The organism is Aromatoleum toluolicum, assembly GCF_012911005.2.
Taxonomy (GTDB): Bacteria; Pseudomonadota; Gammaproteobacteria; order Burkholderiales; family Rhodocyclaceae; genus Aromatoleum; species Aromatoleum toluolicum.
The window spans coordinates 47,481-63,626 of sequence record NZ_WTVS01000006.1 but is presented as its reverse complement, the minus strand read 5'-3'; the positions used below and the strand labels follow the sequence as shown (position 1 = coordinate 63,626).

At 64.0% G+C, this 16,146-nt stretch carries 17 protein-coding genes and 1 pseudogene; 17 read left to right on the top strand and 1 reads right to left on the bottom strand.

Annotated elements, in window-relative coordinates; translation table 11 throughout:
* Positions 1-16 precede the first annotated feature (16 nt).
* Genes GPA27_RS04480 through GPA27_RS04465 form a run of 4 tightly spaced genes read left to right on the top strand, consistent with a single transcriptional unit; the run spans position 17 to position 4,328 of the window.
* Positions 17-1,330, top strand: coding sequence for an acetyl-CoA hydrolase/transferase family protein (locus tag GPA27_RS04480; RefSeq protein ID WP_083447104.1), 1,314 nt, complete (start codon positions 17-19; stop codon positions 1,328-1,330).
* Entirely contained in the window at positions 1,327-2,478 is a 1,152-nt protein-coding gene (locus GPA27_RS04475) for an acyl-CoA dehydrogenase family protein (RefSeq protein WP_050417910.1), read from the top strand. The genes GPA27_RS04480 and GPA27_RS04475 overlap by 4 nt, the downstream gene beginning before the upstream one ends.
* A gap of 12 nt (positions 2,479-2,490) precedes the next feature.
* The gene (locus GPA27_RS04470) at positions 2,491-3,501 is read left to right on the top strand and encodes an acyl-CoA dehydrogenase family protein (RefSeq protein ID WP_050417909.1); all 1,011 of its coding nucleotides are present in this window, start codon (positions 2,491-2,493) and stop codon (positions 3,499-3,501) included.
* 35 nt (positions 3,502-3,536) lie between these two features.
* Positions 3,537-4,328, top strand: a complete 792-nt coding sequence (locus GPA27_RS04465; RefSeq protein WP_050417908.1) for a crotonase/enoyl-CoA hydratase family protein — start codon at positions 3,537-3,539, stop codon at positions 4,326-4,328.
* 151 nt (positions 4,329-4,479) lie between these two features.
* Here GPA27_RS04465 and GPA27_RS04460 read toward each other — a convergent pair.
* A pseudogene (locus tag GPA27_RS04460) lies at positions 4,480-5,280 on the bottom strand (IS5 family transposase).
* Positions 5,281-5,375: 95 nt separating this feature from the next.
* Here GPA27_RS04460 and GPA27_RS04455 point away from each other — a divergent pair.
* The 13 genes from GPA27_RS04455 to GPA27_RS04395 all read left to right on the top strand — a co-directional run bounded on the left by GPA27_RS04455 (position 5,376) and on the right by GPA27_RS04395 (position 16,145).
* Complete coding sequence (locus GPA27_RS04455; RefSeq protein ID WP_050417907.1) at positions 5,376-6,557, top strand: multidrug effflux MFS transporter; 1,182 nt, start codon at positions 5,376-5,378, stop codon at positions 6,555-6,557.
* Between the two features lie 176 nt (positions 6,558-6,733).
* On the top strand, positions 6,734-6,982 hold the full coding sequence (locus GPA27_RS04450) for a transposase (RefSeq protein ID WP_050417906.1): 249 nt from the start codon (positions 6,734-6,736) through the stop codon (positions 6,980-6,982).
* A gap of 185 nt (positions 6,983-7,167) precedes the next feature.
* Positions 7,168-7,311 carry a hypothetical protein gene (locus GPA27_RS04445; RefSeq protein ID WP_198149584.1) on the top strand — a complete coding sequence of 48 codons (144 nt, stop codon included), beginning with the start codon at positions 7,168-7,170 and terminating at the stop codon, positions 7,309-7,311.
* Complete coding sequence (locus GPA27_RS04440; protein ID WP_198149730.1) at positions 7,312-8,196, top strand: IS630 family transposase; 885 nt, start codon at positions 7,312-7,314, stop codon at positions 8,194-8,196.
* 176 nt (positions 8,197-8,372) lie between these two features.
* A complete protein-coding gene (locus GPA27_RS04435; protein ID WP_050417905.1) occupies positions 8,373-8,738 on the top strand; it encodes an integrative conjugative element protein, RAQPRD family in 366 nt (121 codons plus the stop codon).
* A complete protein-coding gene (locus GPA27_RS04430) occupies positions 8,735-8,974 on the top strand; it encodes a TIGR03758 family integrating conjugative element protein (protein ID WP_050417904.1) in 240 nt (79 codons plus the stop codon). Before GPA27_RS04435 ends, GPA27_RS04430 begins: the two co-directional genes overlap by 4 nt.
* A 23-nt stretch (positions 8,975-8,997) precedes the next feature.
* Positions 8,998-9,363 carry a TIGR03745 family integrating conjugative element membrane protein gene (locus tag GPA27_RS04425; protein WP_050417903.1) on the top strand — a complete coding sequence of 122 codons (366 nt, stop codon included), beginning with the start codon at positions 8,998-9,000 and terminating at the stop codon, positions 9,361-9,363.
* Positions 9,364-9,375: 12 nt separating this feature from the next.
* A complete protein-coding gene (locus GPA27_RS04420) occupies positions 9,376-9,813 on the top strand; it encodes a TIGR03750 family conjugal transfer protein (protein ID WP_050417902.1) in 438 nt (145 codons plus the stop codon).
* Entirely contained in the window at positions 9,810-10,499 is a 690-nt protein-coding gene (locus tag GPA27_RS04415; RefSeq protein WP_050417901.1) for a PFL_4703 family integrating conjugative element protein, read from the top strand. The genes GPA27_RS04420 and GPA27_RS04415 overlap by 4 nt, the downstream gene beginning before the upstream one ends.
* A complete protein-coding gene (locus tag GPA27_RS04410) occupies positions 10,496-11,413 on the top strand; it encodes a TIGR03749 family integrating conjugative element protein (protein WP_050417900.1) in 918 nt (305 codons plus the stop codon). The genes GPA27_RS04415 and GPA27_RS04410 overlap by 4 nt, the downstream gene beginning before the upstream one ends.
* Positions 11,403-12,860, top strand: coding sequence for a TIGR03752 family integrating conjugative element protein (locus tag GPA27_RS04405; protein WP_050417899.1), 1,458 nt, complete (start codon positions 11,403-11,405; stop codon positions 12,858-12,860). The genes GPA27_RS04410 and GPA27_RS04405 overlap by 11 nt, the downstream gene beginning before the upstream one ends.
* Positions 12,841-13,275, top strand: coding sequence for a TIGR03751 family conjugal transfer lipoprotein (locus tag GPA27_RS04400; RefSeq protein ID WP_050417898.1), 435 nt, complete (start codon positions 12,841-12,843; stop codon positions 13,273-13,275). Before GPA27_RS04405 ends, GPA27_RS04400 begins: the two co-directional genes overlap by 20 nt.
* On the top strand, positions 13,275-16,145 hold the full coding sequence (locus GPA27_RS04395; RefSeq protein ID WP_050417897.1) for a conjugative transfer ATPase: 2,871 nt from the start codon (positions 13,275-13,277) through the stop codon (positions 16,143-16,145). Before GPA27_RS04400 ends, GPA27_RS04395 begins: the two co-directional genes overlap by 1 nt.
* Position 16,146: the final 1 nt, after the last annotated feature.

Genomic DNA, 16,146 nt, shown 5'->3' with positions numbered 1-16,146 from the left:
AGGGAGACAAGAAGTAATGACTACTCCGCGCGGCAAGAGACTCCAACTGTCGCACCTCCAAGACCTACGTTCGGCTTTGCCAGATGCGCCACGCATAGTGCTCCACTCCGCGTGTGCCGAGCCTCCGCGCTTGACTCAGCAACTGAGTGAGGCAGCCGAGGTGTTCCGTGGGGCGACCGTGTATGGGCTCATGCCGATGGGCGAAGCGCCCTATGCTGGCATAGAGGCAGCCAAGCATCTTTCGATCCAGGCGCTGTTTCCGGGAAAGGGATTGCGTGAGCCGATCAATTCAGGCCGCGCTTCTTTTCGGCGCTGCACGCTGTCCGAAATTCCGACCCTTTTCATCAGCGGTGAGATCAGGGCCGATCTCCTGCTACTACAGGTCTCTACGCCCGACGAAAATGGGAGAATGTCTCTCGGGGTGTCGGTCGACTATATGCGGGCGGTCCTTGCTCAGGATCCAATCGTCGTTGCGGAAGTGAACCCGCAGATGCCATTTACCTGCGGAGACACGGCGTTGCTGCCCGAGGAGGTCGATTTCGTCGTTAATGCAAATCGCGGCCCACAGGTCGTGCGCGCTGCCGACACGGACGAAACTGACGATGTTGACCGGACAATCGCAGGAAATATAGCAGGTCTCATCTCGTCTGGAGCCGTGTTGCAGGCTGGCATCGGAGCCTTGCCGGATCTGGTGTTCACCGAACTGAGCCACCTATACGATTTGGGGATCCATAGCGGCATCATCACCGATGGCGTTCGGCCGCTGATCGAGCGCGGTGTCGTGACTAACGCGACGAAGAAGGTGTTGCCGGGTAAGACGGTCACAACGATGGCTGCAGGTACCCGATCCTTCTATGGTTTTCTCGACCATAACCCGTTGGTCGAATTTCATCCCTGCTCGTTTACACACGCACTTGATGTCCTCGCGGCCATTGATGGGCTCGTTGCGATCAACAGCGTTTTGCAGGTCGATATAAATGGCAGTGCCAACGCTGAGCAGATCGGTGGTCGCGTGATCTCAACGCCCGGAGGATTGCCCGACTTTGCAAGGGGCGCATCAGCAGCGAAGGGCGGTATGAGCATCATCGCACTCCGTGCAGCAACCAAAGGGGGGGCGGTCAGCAACATTGTCACTACGTTCGGTCGGGGAGTCCCCACGACAATCGGTGCGCAAGACATTGATTACGTGGTGACCGAGTATGGGGTTGCTCGACTGCGAAATAAATCGCCTGCGCAGCGGGCACTAGAGCTCAGTGCCGTGGCACATCCGGATTTCCGAGCCGCGCTACGGCGCGGCGAGACATTCAATAGAACGATGGAGAATTCATGATCGAGTCGCTTGAGCTTACATCCATCCCCGCCGAGGACGAGGGTCTGCGAGTCTCGGTGCGTGCATTTCTTGACGAAGCCCTCGAAGGGGTGCCCGCCGATGTCCGTGCCCGGTCCTGGATGGGCTACGACGCCGACTTTAGTCGCCGGCTTGCCGCGAAAGGGTGGCTCGGTTTGACTCTGCCGAAGGAATACGGCGGCGGCGGACGAAGTTCGTTCGCGCGCTTTGTCGTCGTGGAGGAGCTGCTCTCTGCAGGGGCTCCCGTCACCGCTCACTGGATTGCCGACCGCCAGAGCGGCCCCTTGATCCATAAATATGGGTCCGAAGCGCAGAAGAAATACTATCTGCCTAGGATCTGCCGCGCGGAAGCTTTTTTTTGCATCGGTATGAGTGAGCCTAACTCGGGTTCGGATCTCGCCAGCGTGACAACTCGGGCGGTGAGGACGGATAGCGGCTGGAAGCTGAACGGACGCAAGATCTGGACGACAAACGCTTACCGTTCCCACTACATGATTGCACTTGTGCGCACATCGGGGGAACCGGCGGATCGGAACAAGGGCTTGTCCCAGATGATCGTTGATCTCTCTTTGCAGGGCGTGACTGTGCGGCCGATTCACGATATCACGGGGGATGCTCATTTCTGTGAAGTCTTTTTCGACGACGTGATGCTAGGTCACGATGCGCTGATCGGTGCAGAGGGGTCCGGTTGGGAGCAAGTGACGGCGGAACTTGCGTTCGAACGCAGTGGGCCCGAGCGCATTTATTCCACGCTGGTTCTCTTTGACGAGTGGCTTGCTTTCCTCTGTCGTGATACGCGTGTCGATGATGGGCGTGTCGCGTTACTCGGGCGCATGGCGAGCCAACTATGCGTGCTGCGTGCGATGGCCATTTCGGTCACGGAAAAACTAGCGCGGGGTGAGAGTCCGGTGATTGAGGCCGCGCTAGTCAAGGACTTGGGAACGGAATTCGAGCAGCAGATGCCGCTGCTGATTGCTGACAGCCTGGGGGGCGATCCGGATCGTCCGGTGCCATCCGTCTTGTTGAAAACCCTGGCATACGTGACACAAATTTCTCCTTCATTCTCTCTGCGAGGCGGCACGCGGGAAATCCTGCGTGGAATGATCGCCCGTGGGCTCGGACTTCGGTAGAGGACAGCGGTCATGCAAGAAATCATATCCGACGCGATAGAGCAACTGCTCGCTCATTGCTGTACGCCGAATCATGTGCGCCGTATCGAGAGGGGAGAGGGCGGCACGAAGGAACGTGCCGCACTTTGGGGGGCATTACAGGAGTCCGGCTTTACCGACGCCTTGGTGGCTGAAGCGATGGGGGGGGCAGGATTGAGTCTGTCCGATGTCTATCCGATCGCCTTTGTTGCTGGTCGCCATGCCTTGCCGCTACCGTTAATACAGACCATATTGGTCCGAGGAATCATGTCCGAGACCAACGCCGAGCTTCCAGAGGGGTCTATAACGATTGCTGGAGACGTCGCGGTGACTCCGGACGGAACAATCATATCGAATTACGTGCCGTTTGGTGAAGTGGCTGACTGGGTCTTGGTGGATTTCGGCGATCGGGCGCAGCTATTGCCTGCGACCGGTGCCCAAAGGCACATTGCCGGGGGGTGCGGGAGCGTCAATGCCCGAATGCGATGGGCGAAACAGCCGATTTCTGGCAACGAACTTCCTGGATCCAACTGGCGGGCATATGGAGCGTGTCTGATCTCTGCAATGCTCGCCGGATCCATGGCGCGGATTCTGCAAATGACGATAGGGTATGCCAATGATCGAGTGCAATTCGGCAGGCCGATCGCAAAGCTTCAAATCATCCAGCAGCAGATCAGTGTCATGGCAGAGCAGGTTTTTGCGGCCCGAATGTCGGCCCAGATCGGTTTCAGTGCCGACGGGATAAGTCCAAAATTGATGGCTGCCGCTGTGGCAAAGCAACGTACCAGCGAGGTGGTCGGCACAGTGTCGTCAATTGCGCATTCCGTCCACGGCGCAATGGGGTTTACAGAGGAATATGATTTGCAACTTTTCACACGCCGGATGCACGAGTGGCGCCTCGCGTATGGCACGGAGGTATATTGGTCAAAGGTCGTCGGGCGCGAACTCCTTGCCACCGGTGCGTCACGAACTCTGGATTTCGTACGTCGGAGCCTTGCCGGTTGATCTGTCCAATCCAATTTGATATTGAGAGACGAATAATGGGTAGTTTCCTGCTGGTCGATAAGAACGGGCCCGTGATCACGATGACCATGAATCAGCCCGAACTCCGGAATGTGCTGACAGGCAATTCCGCCGTCGAAGACTTCGTCGATGCATGTTCCCGAATCGCCCGTGATCCGACGGTTCGTGCCGTCATCCTTACTGGTGCGGGAACGATGTTTTGCGCGGGCGGAAATTTGAAGGACATGCAGCGCTATTCGAAGGAGAAAGTGGATCCGATCACGATCAGCGACGAATATCGGCGGGGAATTCAGCGGCTCCCGCTGGCACTCTACAATCTTGAGGTGCCCGTGATTGCGGCAGTAAATGGAGGGGCGATCGGCGCAGGATGCGACCTAGCATGCATGTGCGATATCCGGATCGCCGCTACGTCAGCATATTTCGCGGAGTCCTTTGTGAAGCTCGGGATTGTTCCGGGCGATGGGGGGGCTTGGTTACTGCCGCGTGTAGTAGGTCAATCGCGGGCGGCGGAAATGTCCTTTACGGGCGATCCAATTTCCGCGCAAGAGGCTCTCGAGTGCGGTCTGGTGTCTCGTGTAGTGCCTGGTGAGGAGTTGCTGGATGTGGCTAACAAGTTGGCCCAGCGTATTGTTTGCAATCCTGGCCCTGCACTACGTATGACGAAACGACTTCTGCGGGAGGGGCAGTACGTGCGCTTGGAGTCCCTATTGGAGCTTTCAGCAACCTACCAAGCACTAGCGCACAAGACTTCCGAGCATGAGGAGGCTGTCGCGGCATTCCTCGAAAAACGCTCGCCGCGCTTTGAGTAGGGGGCTCGAGTAACCCGAGGTTTTCAATGAATCCCGCCGTGTAACCATGATTGCGACCGAATTCGGTGAAATTTCTCTGGCAAATCAACTCGTTTACCGGCGGTGTCGCCCTGCTTTTGCCTCGAATCGCATCGGGCATCGGCAATTCGGCTCATTTAGGGCGTCTGAAAGCCTCGATTCCGGCCTCCAGGAAATAGACCAGCCGCTTCAAGTTGTAGCAGGCCGCCATCATCGTCATCGCAAAATTTGCTTGCGCCTGGCCGATGGTGCGCAGCAGTTTGCCGCTCATCTGTTCGAGCGCTCCGAACACATGCTCGACCCGTGCACGCGTCTTGGCGATGCGTTTGTTGCGCCGCTGCTGGCATTCGGACAACGTCTTGTTGCGCTTGCCCTTCGTCTGGATCTGGTTTCGGAAGCCGTTATCTTTCAGCCAGGGGTCACGTCCCTCCGACGGGTAGCCCTGGTCGGCATAGACAGCGCGGCTCGTGTTGCTCGTGTCGAAGACGTTGTCAAAGTGCTGGCTGTCGTGCGTGCTGGCGGTCTCGATCTCGCGGATGATCTTGTACTTCTTGTCGACGTTGATCGAGAGCTTGTAGCCGAAGTGGCTCTTGTCGTGCTTCTTGGTCCACGTGGCGGCGGTGTCCTTCTGGCGCCGATTCGCCGGCTTTCAGTCGGCGGGCATGCGGTCGAGCTAATGGTACTCCATCTGCTCAACGGACAGGTTGTACAGGCGCTTCAACACGAGGATACGCACCATCGTCTCGATCGGGTACGGCGGACGCCCGCCCTGCGCGCTGATCGGGCGCGGCGCGACGCGATCAATCTCAGCCGCGAGCGCTGCGAAGTCGATGTACGACTTGATCTCGGCCAGCGGATCGCCCAGCGAGTCGTTCTTCTTGCGGTGGTGTTCGTCAGCGAACAGGTCAGTCTTGATGGCGCTTCGCGATTTCATCGGACAGGGCTGCGGCAGGTTTCAGGACGATGTAATTTTACGAAGGGCGGGCGGGCCGAGGTTTTTCGAGGCGCCCCATATTCGTTTATCTACCGATGACCGCCAGCCTGCCGCTTGCCATCCTGATCACCGCGCTGGTCGCCCTCGGGCCCTTGTCGATGGGCTTCTACCTGCCGGCGCTGCCGGCGATCGGCGAGGCCCTGGGTGCCGATGTTGCGAACACTCAGCTCACGCTGTCGGTGTTCCTGTTCGGGTTTGCCGCCGGCCAGCTCGCCTACGGCCCGCTGTCGGACCGCTTCGGGCGTCGGCCGGTGCTGCTCTTCGGCGTCGGTCTTTACGTGCTGGCCTCGGTCGCATGTACGCTCGCGAATTCGATCGAAACGCTGATCGCGGCGCGCTTCCTGCAGGCGCTCGGAGCCTGCGCGGGGCCGGTGCTCGGACGGGTGGTGGTGCGTGACGTGTACGGCCCGCACGACGCCGCCCGCATGCTTTCCTACATCGGTACCGCGATGGCATTGGCGCCGTTGTTGGGTCCCGTAGTCGGCGGTTGGTTGACGGTATGGTCAGGCTGGCGCGCGACCTTCGTGTTCCTCACCGGCTATTCGGCGCTGCTTGCGCTGGGGCTGTGGTTCGTGCTCCCCGAGACGAACAATCACCGCGATCCTGCGGCGACGAACCCTGCCCGCATGGCGCACAATTTCCTGACCCTGTTGCGCGACGGGCGTTACCGCGGCGTGCTGCTGTGCAACGGGCTTGCCTATTCGGGGCTGTTCGCCTTCATCTCGGCGTCCCCCTTTGTGTTCATCAACATGTTCGGTTTTTCGCCGCAGGAGATGGGCCTCGCGTTCGGCGTGATGGTGTCGGGTTACATGTGCGGCTCGACGACCTCGGGCCGGCTGTCTCGGCGGCTGGGGTCGGAGCGCTTGTTGCGCTGGGGCTCGGCGCTGAGCGCGGTGGCCGGGGTCGCGATGCTGGCGCTGGCGCTCTCGGGCGTGCATCGCCCGATGGCGGTGATCGTGCCGATGTGGTTCTCTGCCGCCGCGATCGGTCTCACGATGCCTAACGCGGCGGCGATCGGGCTGGCGAACTATCCGTACATGACCGGATCGGCGGCCTCGCTGATGGGCTTCTCGCAGATGGGGCTGGCGGCGCTGGCCGGCATCTTCGTCGGCCACTCCTTGGGCGATACCGTGGTGCCGATGGCGCTGGTGATGGCCTTGGGGGGGCTCGCTGGCTTCGGTAGCTATCTTGTGTGGGTGCGTCAGCCCGTTCGCTGACCGCGCGGGGCCACTTTCGGGGCTATTGTCGACGCGCATCCAAAATTACCGTAAGCACCCGGTGAACACACCTTCTCCCGGCCCCCTAGCCCGGATATTTCATCGGAGGTATCGGCGGAACCGCCGGAAGGCGCTCTAATACAGGTGTCGAAGCCGTATGTAGAGGAGTTCCGCCGATGCCGAAGTGTACCGCGAATGAACTGAGCTTTGGGCGCCTGGGTCGGCGCCGGATTGAAGCCAACTTCGAGGGCGGAGCGCTCAGTTCGGACGGAGGCCTGATGCTGCTGCGACAGGTGGACCAGCGCATCGGCCTGTCGGCTGCGGTGGCGAAAGCGCTGCACGATCCACGCCAGTGCGTACACGTGTCGGAATCAACGGTTCCACGCGAGCCCAGAACTCGTCCGATACCTTCCAGCTTGCCGTAAGCGCCCGCCCGAGCAGACCGGACGCTTACAGTTTGCCAAACGTCGCGCCAATTTCGACCTCTCATCGATCAGGACGTCATGGTCGGTGAATGACAAAATTTTCGCAAGGTATTTGCGGATAAGTTCTTACTAAGAAGTGTGTTGGTTAGCGTACATTGAGTAATGCCGGCGTGCGATAATTGCGCATGGAAAAGAGAGACGGTCGCTCCCTGTCGCATGCCACGCTCGAAGAGATTCGGATTCGGGCGGTGCAGCGTGTTGAAGCGGGCGAGTCGCCCGAAGTCGTGGTCAAGGCGCTCGGGTTTTCGCGCCCGCGCATCTACGAGTGACTGGCGCTGTACCGCGAGGGCGGGGTTGATGCGCTGCGTGCCAAGCCGGTGCCGGGCGCGAAGCCCAAACTCGACGGCAAGGCGCTTGATTGGCTGTACCGGACGATCACGCTGTCGAACCCGCAGCAGTTCAAGTTCGAGTTTGCGCTGTGGACACGGGCGATGGTTCGGGAGTTGATCCGCAGCCAGTTCAAGGTGGCGATGTCGGAGATCAGCGTTGGGCGCCTGCTGCGCAAGCAGGGGCTTTCGCCGCAACGTCCGCTGATGCGCGCCTATCAGCGCGATCCGGCGCTGGTGACCGACTGGATCAAACACGAATTTCCGCGCATTCGCGCCGAAGCCAAGTCGGCCGGGGCGGAGATCTTCTTCGGCGACGAGGCCGCGGTGCGCTCGGACTACCACACCGGCACGACCTGGGCGCCGGTGGGGGTCACGCCGGTGGTGAAGACGACCGGTGCCCGCTTCAAGCTCAATCTGATCTCCGCCATCAGCCCGAAGGGGCAGTTGCGGTTCATGTGTACTGAGGGGAACGTCACCGCGGACGTCTTCATCGAGTTTCTGAAGCGACTGATGCAGGGCACAACGCGGCCAATCTTCTTGGTGGTCGATGGTCATCCGGTGCATCGCAGCGCCAAAGTCCGGAAGTTCGTCGAAGGACTCGACGGACGGCTGCGCCTGTTTCGGTTGCCGGCCTACGCGCCCGATCTGAATCCCGACGAGCACGTCTGGGCGCATCTGAAAAGCCACAAGCTCGGCCGCAGCATCATCAAGGGGCCCGAGCAGATGAAGAAACTTGCGCTGCGCTTCATGCGCTCGCTGCAGAAAACCCCCGATATCGTTCGCGCATTCTTCAGGCATCCGAGCACCCGCTACGCGGCCGAATAGAATGTACGGTAACCAACGCACTTTTTAGTAGTAATAGCCCGAGCGATTCCGCATCGTCGTCGCCCCGGTGGTTTGCAGCCGGGCAAATCCGGCATAGCGCCCGTTCCGATTGTTTGCAGCAGGTCTCCGTCGGCCGCCGCAGCATTCCGCCATCCAGACGACTGCGAAACGGCGTGATGACATTCCCTAGCAATCCGACGAACGACTGCCGCCGCGCGCCGGCCCTGGCCCTGACGCTGGCCCTTGCGCTGGGCAGTGCGACGCCCGCAGCAGCGGGCGATACCGCCCCGGAGCGCGCACAGCTGGCGGCCCTGGTCCGCCAGCTCGACATGCTCGAGCGGACGGCCCAGTACGGCGCGAGCCTCGCTCGGGATGAGCGCGCCCGTTATCACTTCGACTACGCCCGCCTGCACCAGGACGTCGAGCGCATCCGCGCCGGCATCAACGACTACCTGACGCCGCAGCGCGCTCAACCGCGCGATCCGGTCCCGCTGGTCGGCGACTACCGCCGCGAAACCGCGAATGCGGAGCAAGCGCCATGACGCCCTCCGCCGATCAGGTCGCCGCCTTCCAGGCCAACGGCGGTTTCACGCCCGCGACCGTCTCCACCGTCGTCCTCGGCTTCGTCTTCGCCGTCCTTTTGCTGTGGGGCGTGTGGGCGATGCGTACCGCCTATGTCGGTTGGGCCGAGAACCGACTGACCCAGCGCCAGTTCCTCGGCGTGGTCGTGCGCTTCGTCGCAATGTACCTGGTGCTGAGCTTCTTCCTCCTGTCCTGACCCCCACGAAAGGTTGAATCGCTATGAATCCTTCCTCGACTTCTCATCGCACCGGGCGCATTGCCGCCGTGCTCGTTCCGCCGGTCTTCGCGGCCACGCCGCTGGCTTCAGTCGCGGCGGGCCTGCCGACCATGGAGGACCCATCGCGCGGCGCGGGCAGCGGCATCATGCAGACGCTGCAGAACTACGGCTACGACATCGTGCTGCTGATTGCGCTGCTCGTGGTCGCCTCGATGTTCGTCGGGGTCTGCTACCACGCCTATACACGCTATTCGGAGATCCACACCGGCCGCGCCACCTGGGGCCAGTTCGGCCTCACAGTGGCGGTGGGCGCCATCCTGCTGGTCGTCGGCATCTGGCTGCTGACCAAGGCCACCGGCGTGCTGTAAGGGCCGGCACCGATGGCCGGCTACCCGGAGAGTCCGCGGGAGACACCGCGCGATGGGCTCGTGACCTTCTTGCCGCATCGCCTGAACCGCCATCCGGTGGTCGTGCGCGGGTTGACCGCCGACGAGCTGTGGGTCTGCGCCGGTTTGTCGGCCGCGGCAGGTTTCCTGGTCGGGGTGCCGCTGGCCTGGCTGACCCGCAGCATCGCCATGTTGCCCACGTTGATCGTCGTCGGCGTCGGGATCGGCGTCTTCGCGGGCGGCGGCTTCATGCGCCGGCAGAAGCGCGGCCGGCCCGACACCTGGCTGTACCGTCAGCTCCAGTGGTGGCTCGCGCTGCGCTATCCCGCGCTGGCGGCCCATATGGGCGGGCAGTCCCAGATCACCCGCTCGGGCTGGTGGACCACGCGGCGTCAGCACTCTTTCACGTCCATCCATCGAGGTGCGGCATGAGCCGGTTCAAGAACGAAGTCACGCACCTGCAGGCGCACGTCAAGACCTTGCGCTTCGGCGCCACCGCGCTCTTCGTTGTGGCCTTGCTGCTCGGTTTCGGCTGGTGGAGCGCACCGAAGAGCCTGACCATCCACGTGCCCCCGGACCTGCGTTCGGGCAGTACCCGCAAGTGGTGGGACGTCCCTCCGGAGAGCGTCTACGCCTTTACCTTCTACATCTGGCAGCAGGCCCAACGCTGGCCGACCAACGGCGAGGAGGACTACCCGCGCAACCTCAAGGCGCTGTCCGCCTACCTCACGCCGAGTTGCCGGTCCTTCCTGCAGCAGGACTACGAATTCCGGCGTGGCAACGGCGAGCTGCGTCAGCGCGTGCGCGGCATCTACGAGATTCCCGGCCGGGGCTACGGGGACGATCCCACTTCGCGCGTCCGGGCCGCATCGGCGAACGACTGGATCGTCACGCTGGACGTAAGTGCCGACGAGTACCTGGGTTCCGAGCAGGTCAAGCGTGCGCTGGTGCGCTATGCGCTGAAGGTCGTGCGCATGGACGTCGACCCGGAGCGCAACCCCTTCGGTCTCGCCCTGGATTGCTACGCGAGCGCGCCGCAGCGTATTGAACCGTTGCCGGCACCGGCGTCGGCCAGCCAACCGGCAGTCGCCACCAAACTGCAAGGAGGAGCCCCATGAAGCGCCTTGTCCTGCCGGCCCTGGCCGGCCTCCTGCTCAGCATGGGGCTCGTCTCAACCGGTGAGGCCGTGGAGGTCCTGCGTTGGGAGCGTCTACCCCTGGCCGTGCCCCTCGTGGTCGGACAGGAACGCGTGATCTTCATCGACCGCAACGTGCGCATCGGCGTGCCGGAAAGCGTCGGTGCGCACCTGCGTGTGCAGAGCGCGGGCGGCGCGATCTACCTGCGCGCGAGCGAACCGATCCCGCCTTCGCGGCTGCAACTGCAGGACGTGGAGTCCGGCGCGCTGATCCTGCTCGACGTCGCGGCCGAGCCGGCCAAAGCCGGCCAAACACCGCTGGAGCCCGTGCGCATCGTCGAAGGCGATGGATTGCCGTCGCGTGGCACCGGCCAGGCCAGTGCCACCGCAAATGAGGAGGAACCCCGCGACACGGCCAGCGCAGCCACGCGACGCGCGACCCCGGTGCCCGTGGTACTGACGCGCCATGCGGCGCAGAACCTCTATGCCCCCCTGCGGGCGGTCGAGCCCGTGCCCGGTATCGACCGCGTCAACCTACGCCGCGATCTGCCGCTGGACACTTTGCTGCCTACGCTCCCGGTGCGCGCACGGGCGCTGGCCGCGTGGCGGCTTGAAGACCAGTGGGTGACGGCCGTGAAGCTCACCAACACCTCCGCACGCAGGCTGGACCTCGATCCGCGCGCCCTGCAGGGCGATTTCCTCGCGGCGACCTTCCAGCACACGACCCTGGGGCCCGCCGGCCGCTCGACCGACACCACCGTGGTCTTCCTCGTCACGCGCGGCCATGGCCTGGCCGAGTCGCTACTGCCGGCAGTGGCACCCATCGACGCGATGGTGAACCTGCCGCCGGAAGCCGCTGCCGGCCAGCCCGAAGGAGGGGCGCGCGATGAAGAGTAATCCGCTGCTCAAGTGGCTGCTGATCCCGATGGTGCTGCTGCTGGTGTTCGTCGGCGTCAAGCTCGCATCAAACGAGCGCGGCACCAAGTCCGCGCCGCCCGGCACCGCCAGCCAGCTCACGCCGGAAGAGATGAAGGCCCTGGGCATCGAGGGCGACACGCCGCGCGATACCGTCGCCACGCTGGTGGCCCAGGTCAAGCAGTTGCGCAACGAACTGCAGACCTCCCTCAACGACAACAAGAACCAGAAGGCCGAAAATGAGCGCCTGCGCGCACGCGAGAGCGCGATCGACCAGCGCATCCAGACTGCGCTGGACGGCGAGCGTGGCCGCCTGCAGCAGGACCGCGATCAAGCAGCTGGCGACCGCCAGCAGACTCAGAATCTGCTGCAGGAACTTCAGCGGCGCCTCGACGGCCTCTCCGGCAAGGGCGGCCAACCCGATCTACCCGTCGGGCTTGGCCTGGAGGAGGGTGACGGCAAGAATTTCGTCGGCGGCCAGGGTAGCGGGATTCATGGGAGCGGCAGTGGCACGCGTTGGCTCGAACCCGACGACGCCAAGCCCCAGGCCAAGAACAGCGGCGCCGGCAGCACGCCGAGCTTCCCGACGAGTTTCGGGCCGGCCCAGAAAACCCTGTCCAGTGCTGCGGATACTATCGCCGACGCCGGCAGCCGCACCGTGGGCGCCTCCACCAGGCCTGTCTACACGGTGCCGTCGAACTCGACGCTGATGGGGTCGATTGCCATGACGGCGCTGATCGGGCGCGTGCCGATCGACGGCACGGTGAACGACCCATACCCGTTCAAGGTGTTGATCGGCCCAGACAATCTGACCGCCAACGGCATCGACATTCCCGACGTGGCTGGCGCCGTCGTCAGCGGCACGGCTTCGGGCGACTGGACGCTCTCGTGCGTGCGCGGCCAGATCCGCAGCGTGACCTTCGTGTTCCAGGACGGGACGATCCGCACCGTGCCGGAGAACGGCGCGCGCAGCCAGGGCGGCAACAGCAGCGCGGGCGGCAGCGCCACCCAGGGCGGCCTGGGCTGGATCAGCGATCCCTACGGCATCCCATGCGTCTCCGGCGAGCGGCGCAGCAACGCCCAGCAGTACCTCGGCTCGCAGGCGCTGATCACCGCGGCAGGTGCGGGCGCCGCTTCGCTCATCAAGTCCGACAACGGCAGCGTGGCCGTCGTCTCCAACAGCAACGGCTCGCTCGGCACGGTCGGCATCTCGGGCAACGAGGCCATGGGCCGCATCCTGGCCGGTGGCGTGCGCGACATGGCCGATTGGGTCAACAAGCTCTACGGCCAGGCCTTCGCCGCCATCTACGTGCAGCCAGGCGCGAAGGTCGCCGTCCACCTGGAGCAACCCCTCAACATCGACTACGACGCCAAGGGGCGCCGGGTCAATCACCGCATCGGAGAAGCCCATGCGTCGGAACTGGACTGATACGGTCGTGGCCATGCTCGTGGCCACGGCGCTGGGCGGCTGTGCCACCAGCAAGGACAAGGTGCTGCCGCATGGCGATCACACCATGCTAGATGTCTGGAACCAGGAGACCGGCGGCAGCGCGGGCGGGGGCCAGCCGGCCCGGCAACTGCTCGATGCGCGCCAGGGCCTGCGCCGGCCGCTGACCGAGGCCGACGTGCAGGCCGTCCCCGCGAACAACGCGGCCTACACCCGCACGGCGGCCAACGAAATCCACCGCCAGTTCCACCGGCTGCCGAACCCGGACCTGGTGATGTACGTCTTCCCGCACCTGGCCGGCAGCGACCCCGTGCCGGTACCCGGCTACACCACGGTGTTTCCGCTCTACCAACGGGTGCAGTACGCCATGCCGGGCGAGCGTCTGGAGGACTACTGATGGCCTGGACCGTTCCCTTCCTGCGGGCACGTCAGGCTGAAACGCCAGCCGACGACGCCTGGACGCGGCACGTGTCGATGCTGACCGAGCATGGCATCAGCGAGCCCGGCAGTGCGCTGGCCGTCCGCCGCCGCAAGCCGGCCACCGAGGCGGACGCCCAGGCGCTCTACGACGTGGCTCCGTCCTTCGCCGATCTGTTGCCCTGGGCCGAGTACCTGCCCGGCTCGAAGAGCATGCTGCTCGAGGATGGCCTGTCGGTGGCGGCTTTCTTCGAGCTGGCTCCGGTCGGCACCGAAGGCCGCGAGCTGGCCTGGCTGTGGCAGGCGCGAGACGCGCTGGAGAACGCGCTGCAGGACTCCTTCGACGAACTCGACGAGAACCCCTGGGTGGTCCAGCTCTATGCCCAGGACGAGGCGAACTGGGACGGTTATCTGCGCGGGCTGGCCAGCTACGTGCGGCCGCGCGCCCAAGGCAGCGCTTTCAGCGAGTTTTACCTGCGCTTCTTCGCCCACCACCTGCGCGCGATCACCAAGCCCGGTGGCCTGTTCGAAGACACCACGGTGACGCGCCTGCCATGGCGCGGCCAGATCCGGCGGGTGCGCATGGTGGTCTATCGGCGCACGCCCATGTCTGCGTCGTCCGGCCGCGGCCAGTCGCCCGAGCAGGCGCTGACGACGATCTGCGACCGGCTCGTGGGCGGCCTCGCGAACGCGGGTGTGAAGGCACGTCGCATGGACGCCGCCGACATCCAAGACTGGCTGCTGCGCTGGTTCAACCCCCATCCGACTTGTCTCGGCCCGAACGTCGAGGACCGGGAACGCTTCTACGCGCTGACCCGCTATCCAACGGAGCATGAGGAGGGTGAAATCGAGCTGGCCAGCGGAGATTTCGCCCAGCGCCTGTTCTTCGGACAGCCGCGCTCGGATGTGGAGAATGGCGTCTGGTTCCTCGACGGCCTGCCGCACCGGGTCATCGTCATGGACCGCCTGCGCATGCCACCGCCGACGGGACACCTCACCGGGGAGACCCGCAAGGGTGGCGATGCGGTCAATGCGCTGTTCGACCAGATGCCGGAAGACACGGTGATGTGCCTGACGCTCGTGGCCACGCCTCAGGACGTGCTGGAAGCGTACCTGAACCACCTGAGCAGGAAGTCGGTCGGCGAGACCCTCGCTTCGGAGCAGACCCGCCAGGACGTCCAGCAGGCGCGCAGCCTGATCGGCAGTGCGCACAAGCTCTATCGCGGCGCGCTGGCATTTTACCTGCGCGGTCGCGATCTGGCGCAGCTCGACGCCCGCGGCTTGCAACTGGTCAACGTCATGCTCAATGCCGGCCTGCAGCCGGTGCGCGAGGAAGACGAGGTGGCGCCGCTCAACAGCTACCTGCGCTGGCTGCCCTGTGTGTTCGACCCGGCCCTCGACAAGCGCCAGTGGTACACCCAGCTCATGTTCGCGCAACACGCCGCGAACCTCGCGCCGGTCTGGGGCCGCAGCCAGGGGACGGGGCATCCGGGTATCACCTTCTTCAACCGCGGCGGCGGTCCGATCACCTTCGATCCCTTGAATCGCCTCGACCGGCAGATGAACGCGCACCTGTTCCTGTTCGGCCCGACGGGTTCAGGCAAGAGCGCGACCCTCAACAATATCCTGAACCAGGTCACGGCGATCTACCGGCCGCGCCTTTTCATCGTCGAGGCGGGCAACTCGTTCGGCCTGTTTGGCGACTTCGCGGCGCGGCTGGGGCTGACGGTGCATCGCGTGAAGCTCGCACCCGGCGCAGGGGTCAGTCTCGCTCCGTTCGCCGATGCACACCGCCTGGTGGAGACGCCCAGCCAGGTGCAGACCCTCGACGCCGACGCCCTGGACGAGGACCGCGAGGAAGCAGCGCAGGTCGCCGATGCCGACGAGCAGCGCGATGTGCTGGGCGAACTGGAGATCACCGCGCGGCTGATGATCACCGGCGGCGAGGACAAGGAAGAGGCCCGCATGACGCGCGCCGACCGCAGCCTGATCCGCCAGTGCATCCTCGACGCGGCTCAGCGCTGCGTGGCGGAGAAACGCACGGTGCTCACGCGCGACGTGCGCGATGCGCTGCGCGAACGCGCCCGCGATGCGACGCTACCGGAGGCACGGCGCACCCGGTTGCTGGAGATGGCCGACGCCATGGACATGTTCTGCCAAGGCGTCGACGGCGAGATGTTCGACCGCCCCGGAACGCCCTGGCCCGAGGCCGACATCACCATCGTCGATCTGGCGACCTTCGCCCGCGAGGGCTACAACGCCCAGCTCTCGATCGCCTACATCAGCCTCATCAACACGGTGAACAACATCGCCGAGCGCGATCAGTTTCTCGGGCGGCCCATCATCAACGTCACCGACGAGGGCCACATCATCACCAAGAACCCGCTGCTCGCTCCCTACGTGGTCAAGATCACCAAGATGTGGCGCAAGCTCGGCGCCTGGTACTGGCTGGCGACCCAGAACATCGACGATCTGCCGAAGGCGGCCGAACCGATGCTCAACATGATCGAGTGGTGGATCTGCCTCTCCATGCCGCCGGATGAGGTGGAAAAGATCGCGCGCTTCCGCGAGCTGAGCCCGGCGCAGAAAGCGCTGATGCTGTCGGCGCGCAAGGAGGCCGGCAAGTTCAGCGAGGGCGTGATCCTGTCCAAGTCGATGGAAGTGCTGTTCCGCGCGGTGCCGCCCAGCCTATACCTGGCGCTGGCCCAGACCGAGCCGGAAGAGAAGGCCGAGCGCTTCCAGTTGATCCAGCAATACGGCATCGGTGAGCTGGATGCGGCCTTCAAGGTCGCCGAGAAGATCGACCGTGCCCGCGGCATCGAGCCGCTGGCGCTCGATGCGTTGGCGTGAC

What these genes read in the sequence shown, in the direction of transcription:
- GPA27_RS04400 (WP_050417898.1), top strand. Translation starts at nt 12,841, where the DNA reads ATGCGTCGGAACTGGACTGATACGGTCGTGGCCATGCTCGTGGCCACG.
- GPA27_RS04430 (WP_050417904.1), top strand. Translation starts at nt 8,735, where the DNA reads ATGACGCCCTCCGCCGATCAGGTCGCCGCCTTCCAGGCCAACGGCGGT.
- GPA27_RS04470 (WP_050417909.1), top strand. Translation starts at nt 2,491, where the DNA reads ATGCAAGAAATCATATCCGACGCGATAGAGCAACTGCTCGCTCATTGC.
- GPA27_RS04465 (WP_050417908.1), top strand. Translation starts at nt 3,537, where the DNA reads ATGGGTAGTTTCCTGCTGGTCGATAAGAACGGGCCCGTGATCACGATG.
- GPA27_RS04475 (WP_050417910.1), top strand. Translation starts at nt 1,327, where the DNA reads ATGATCGAGTCGCTTGAGCTTACATCCATCCCCGCCGAGGACGAGGGT.
- GPA27_RS04445 (WP_198149584.1), top strand. Translation starts at nt 7,168, where the DNA reads ATGGAAAAGAGAGACGGTCGCTCCCTGTCGCATGCCACGCTCGAAGAG.
- GPA27_RS04450 (WP_050417906.1), top strand. Translation starts at nt 6,734, where the DNA reads ATGCCGAAGTGTACCGCGAATGAACTGAGCTTTGGGCGCCTGGGTCGG.
- GPA27_RS04415 (WP_050417901.1), top strand. Translation starts at nt 9,810, where the DNA reads ATGAGCCGGTTCAAGAACGAAGTCACGCACCTGCAGGCGCACGTCAAG.
- GPA27_RS04405 (WP_050417899.1), top strand. Translation starts at nt 11,403, where the DNA reads ATGAAGAGTAATCCGCTGCTCAAGTGGCTGCTGATCCCGATGGTGCTG.
- GPA27_RS04455 (WP_050417907.1), top strand. Translation starts at nt 5,376, where the DNA reads ATGACCGCCAGCCTGCCGCTTGCCATCCTGATCACCGCGCTGGTCGCC.
- GPA27_RS04425 (WP_050417903.1), top strand. Translation starts at nt 8,998, where the DNA reads ATGAATCCTTCCTCGACTTCTCATCGCACCGGGCGCATTGCCGCCGTG.
- GPA27_RS04410 (WP_050417900.1), top strand. Translation starts at nt 10,496, where the DNA reads ATGAAGCGCCTTGTCCTGCCGGCCCTGGCCGGCCTCCTGCTCAGCATG.
- GPA27_RS04395 (WP_050417897.1), top strand. Translation starts at nt 13,275, where the DNA reads ATGGCCTGGACCGTTCCCTTCCTGCGGGCACGTCAGGCTGAAACGCCA.
- GPA27_RS04480 (WP_083447104.1), top strand. Translation starts at nt 17, where the DNA reads ATGACTACTCCGCGCGGCAAGAGACTCCAACTGTCGCACCTCCAAGAC.
- GPA27_RS04420 (WP_050417902.1), top strand. Translation starts at nt 9,376, where the DNA reads ATGGCCGGCTACCCGGAGAGTCCGCGGGAGACACCGCGCGATGGGCTC.
- GPA27_RS04435 (WP_050417905.1), top strand. Translation starts at nt 8,373, where the DNA reads ATGACATTCCCTAGCAATCCGACGAACGACTGCCGCCGCGCGCCGGCC.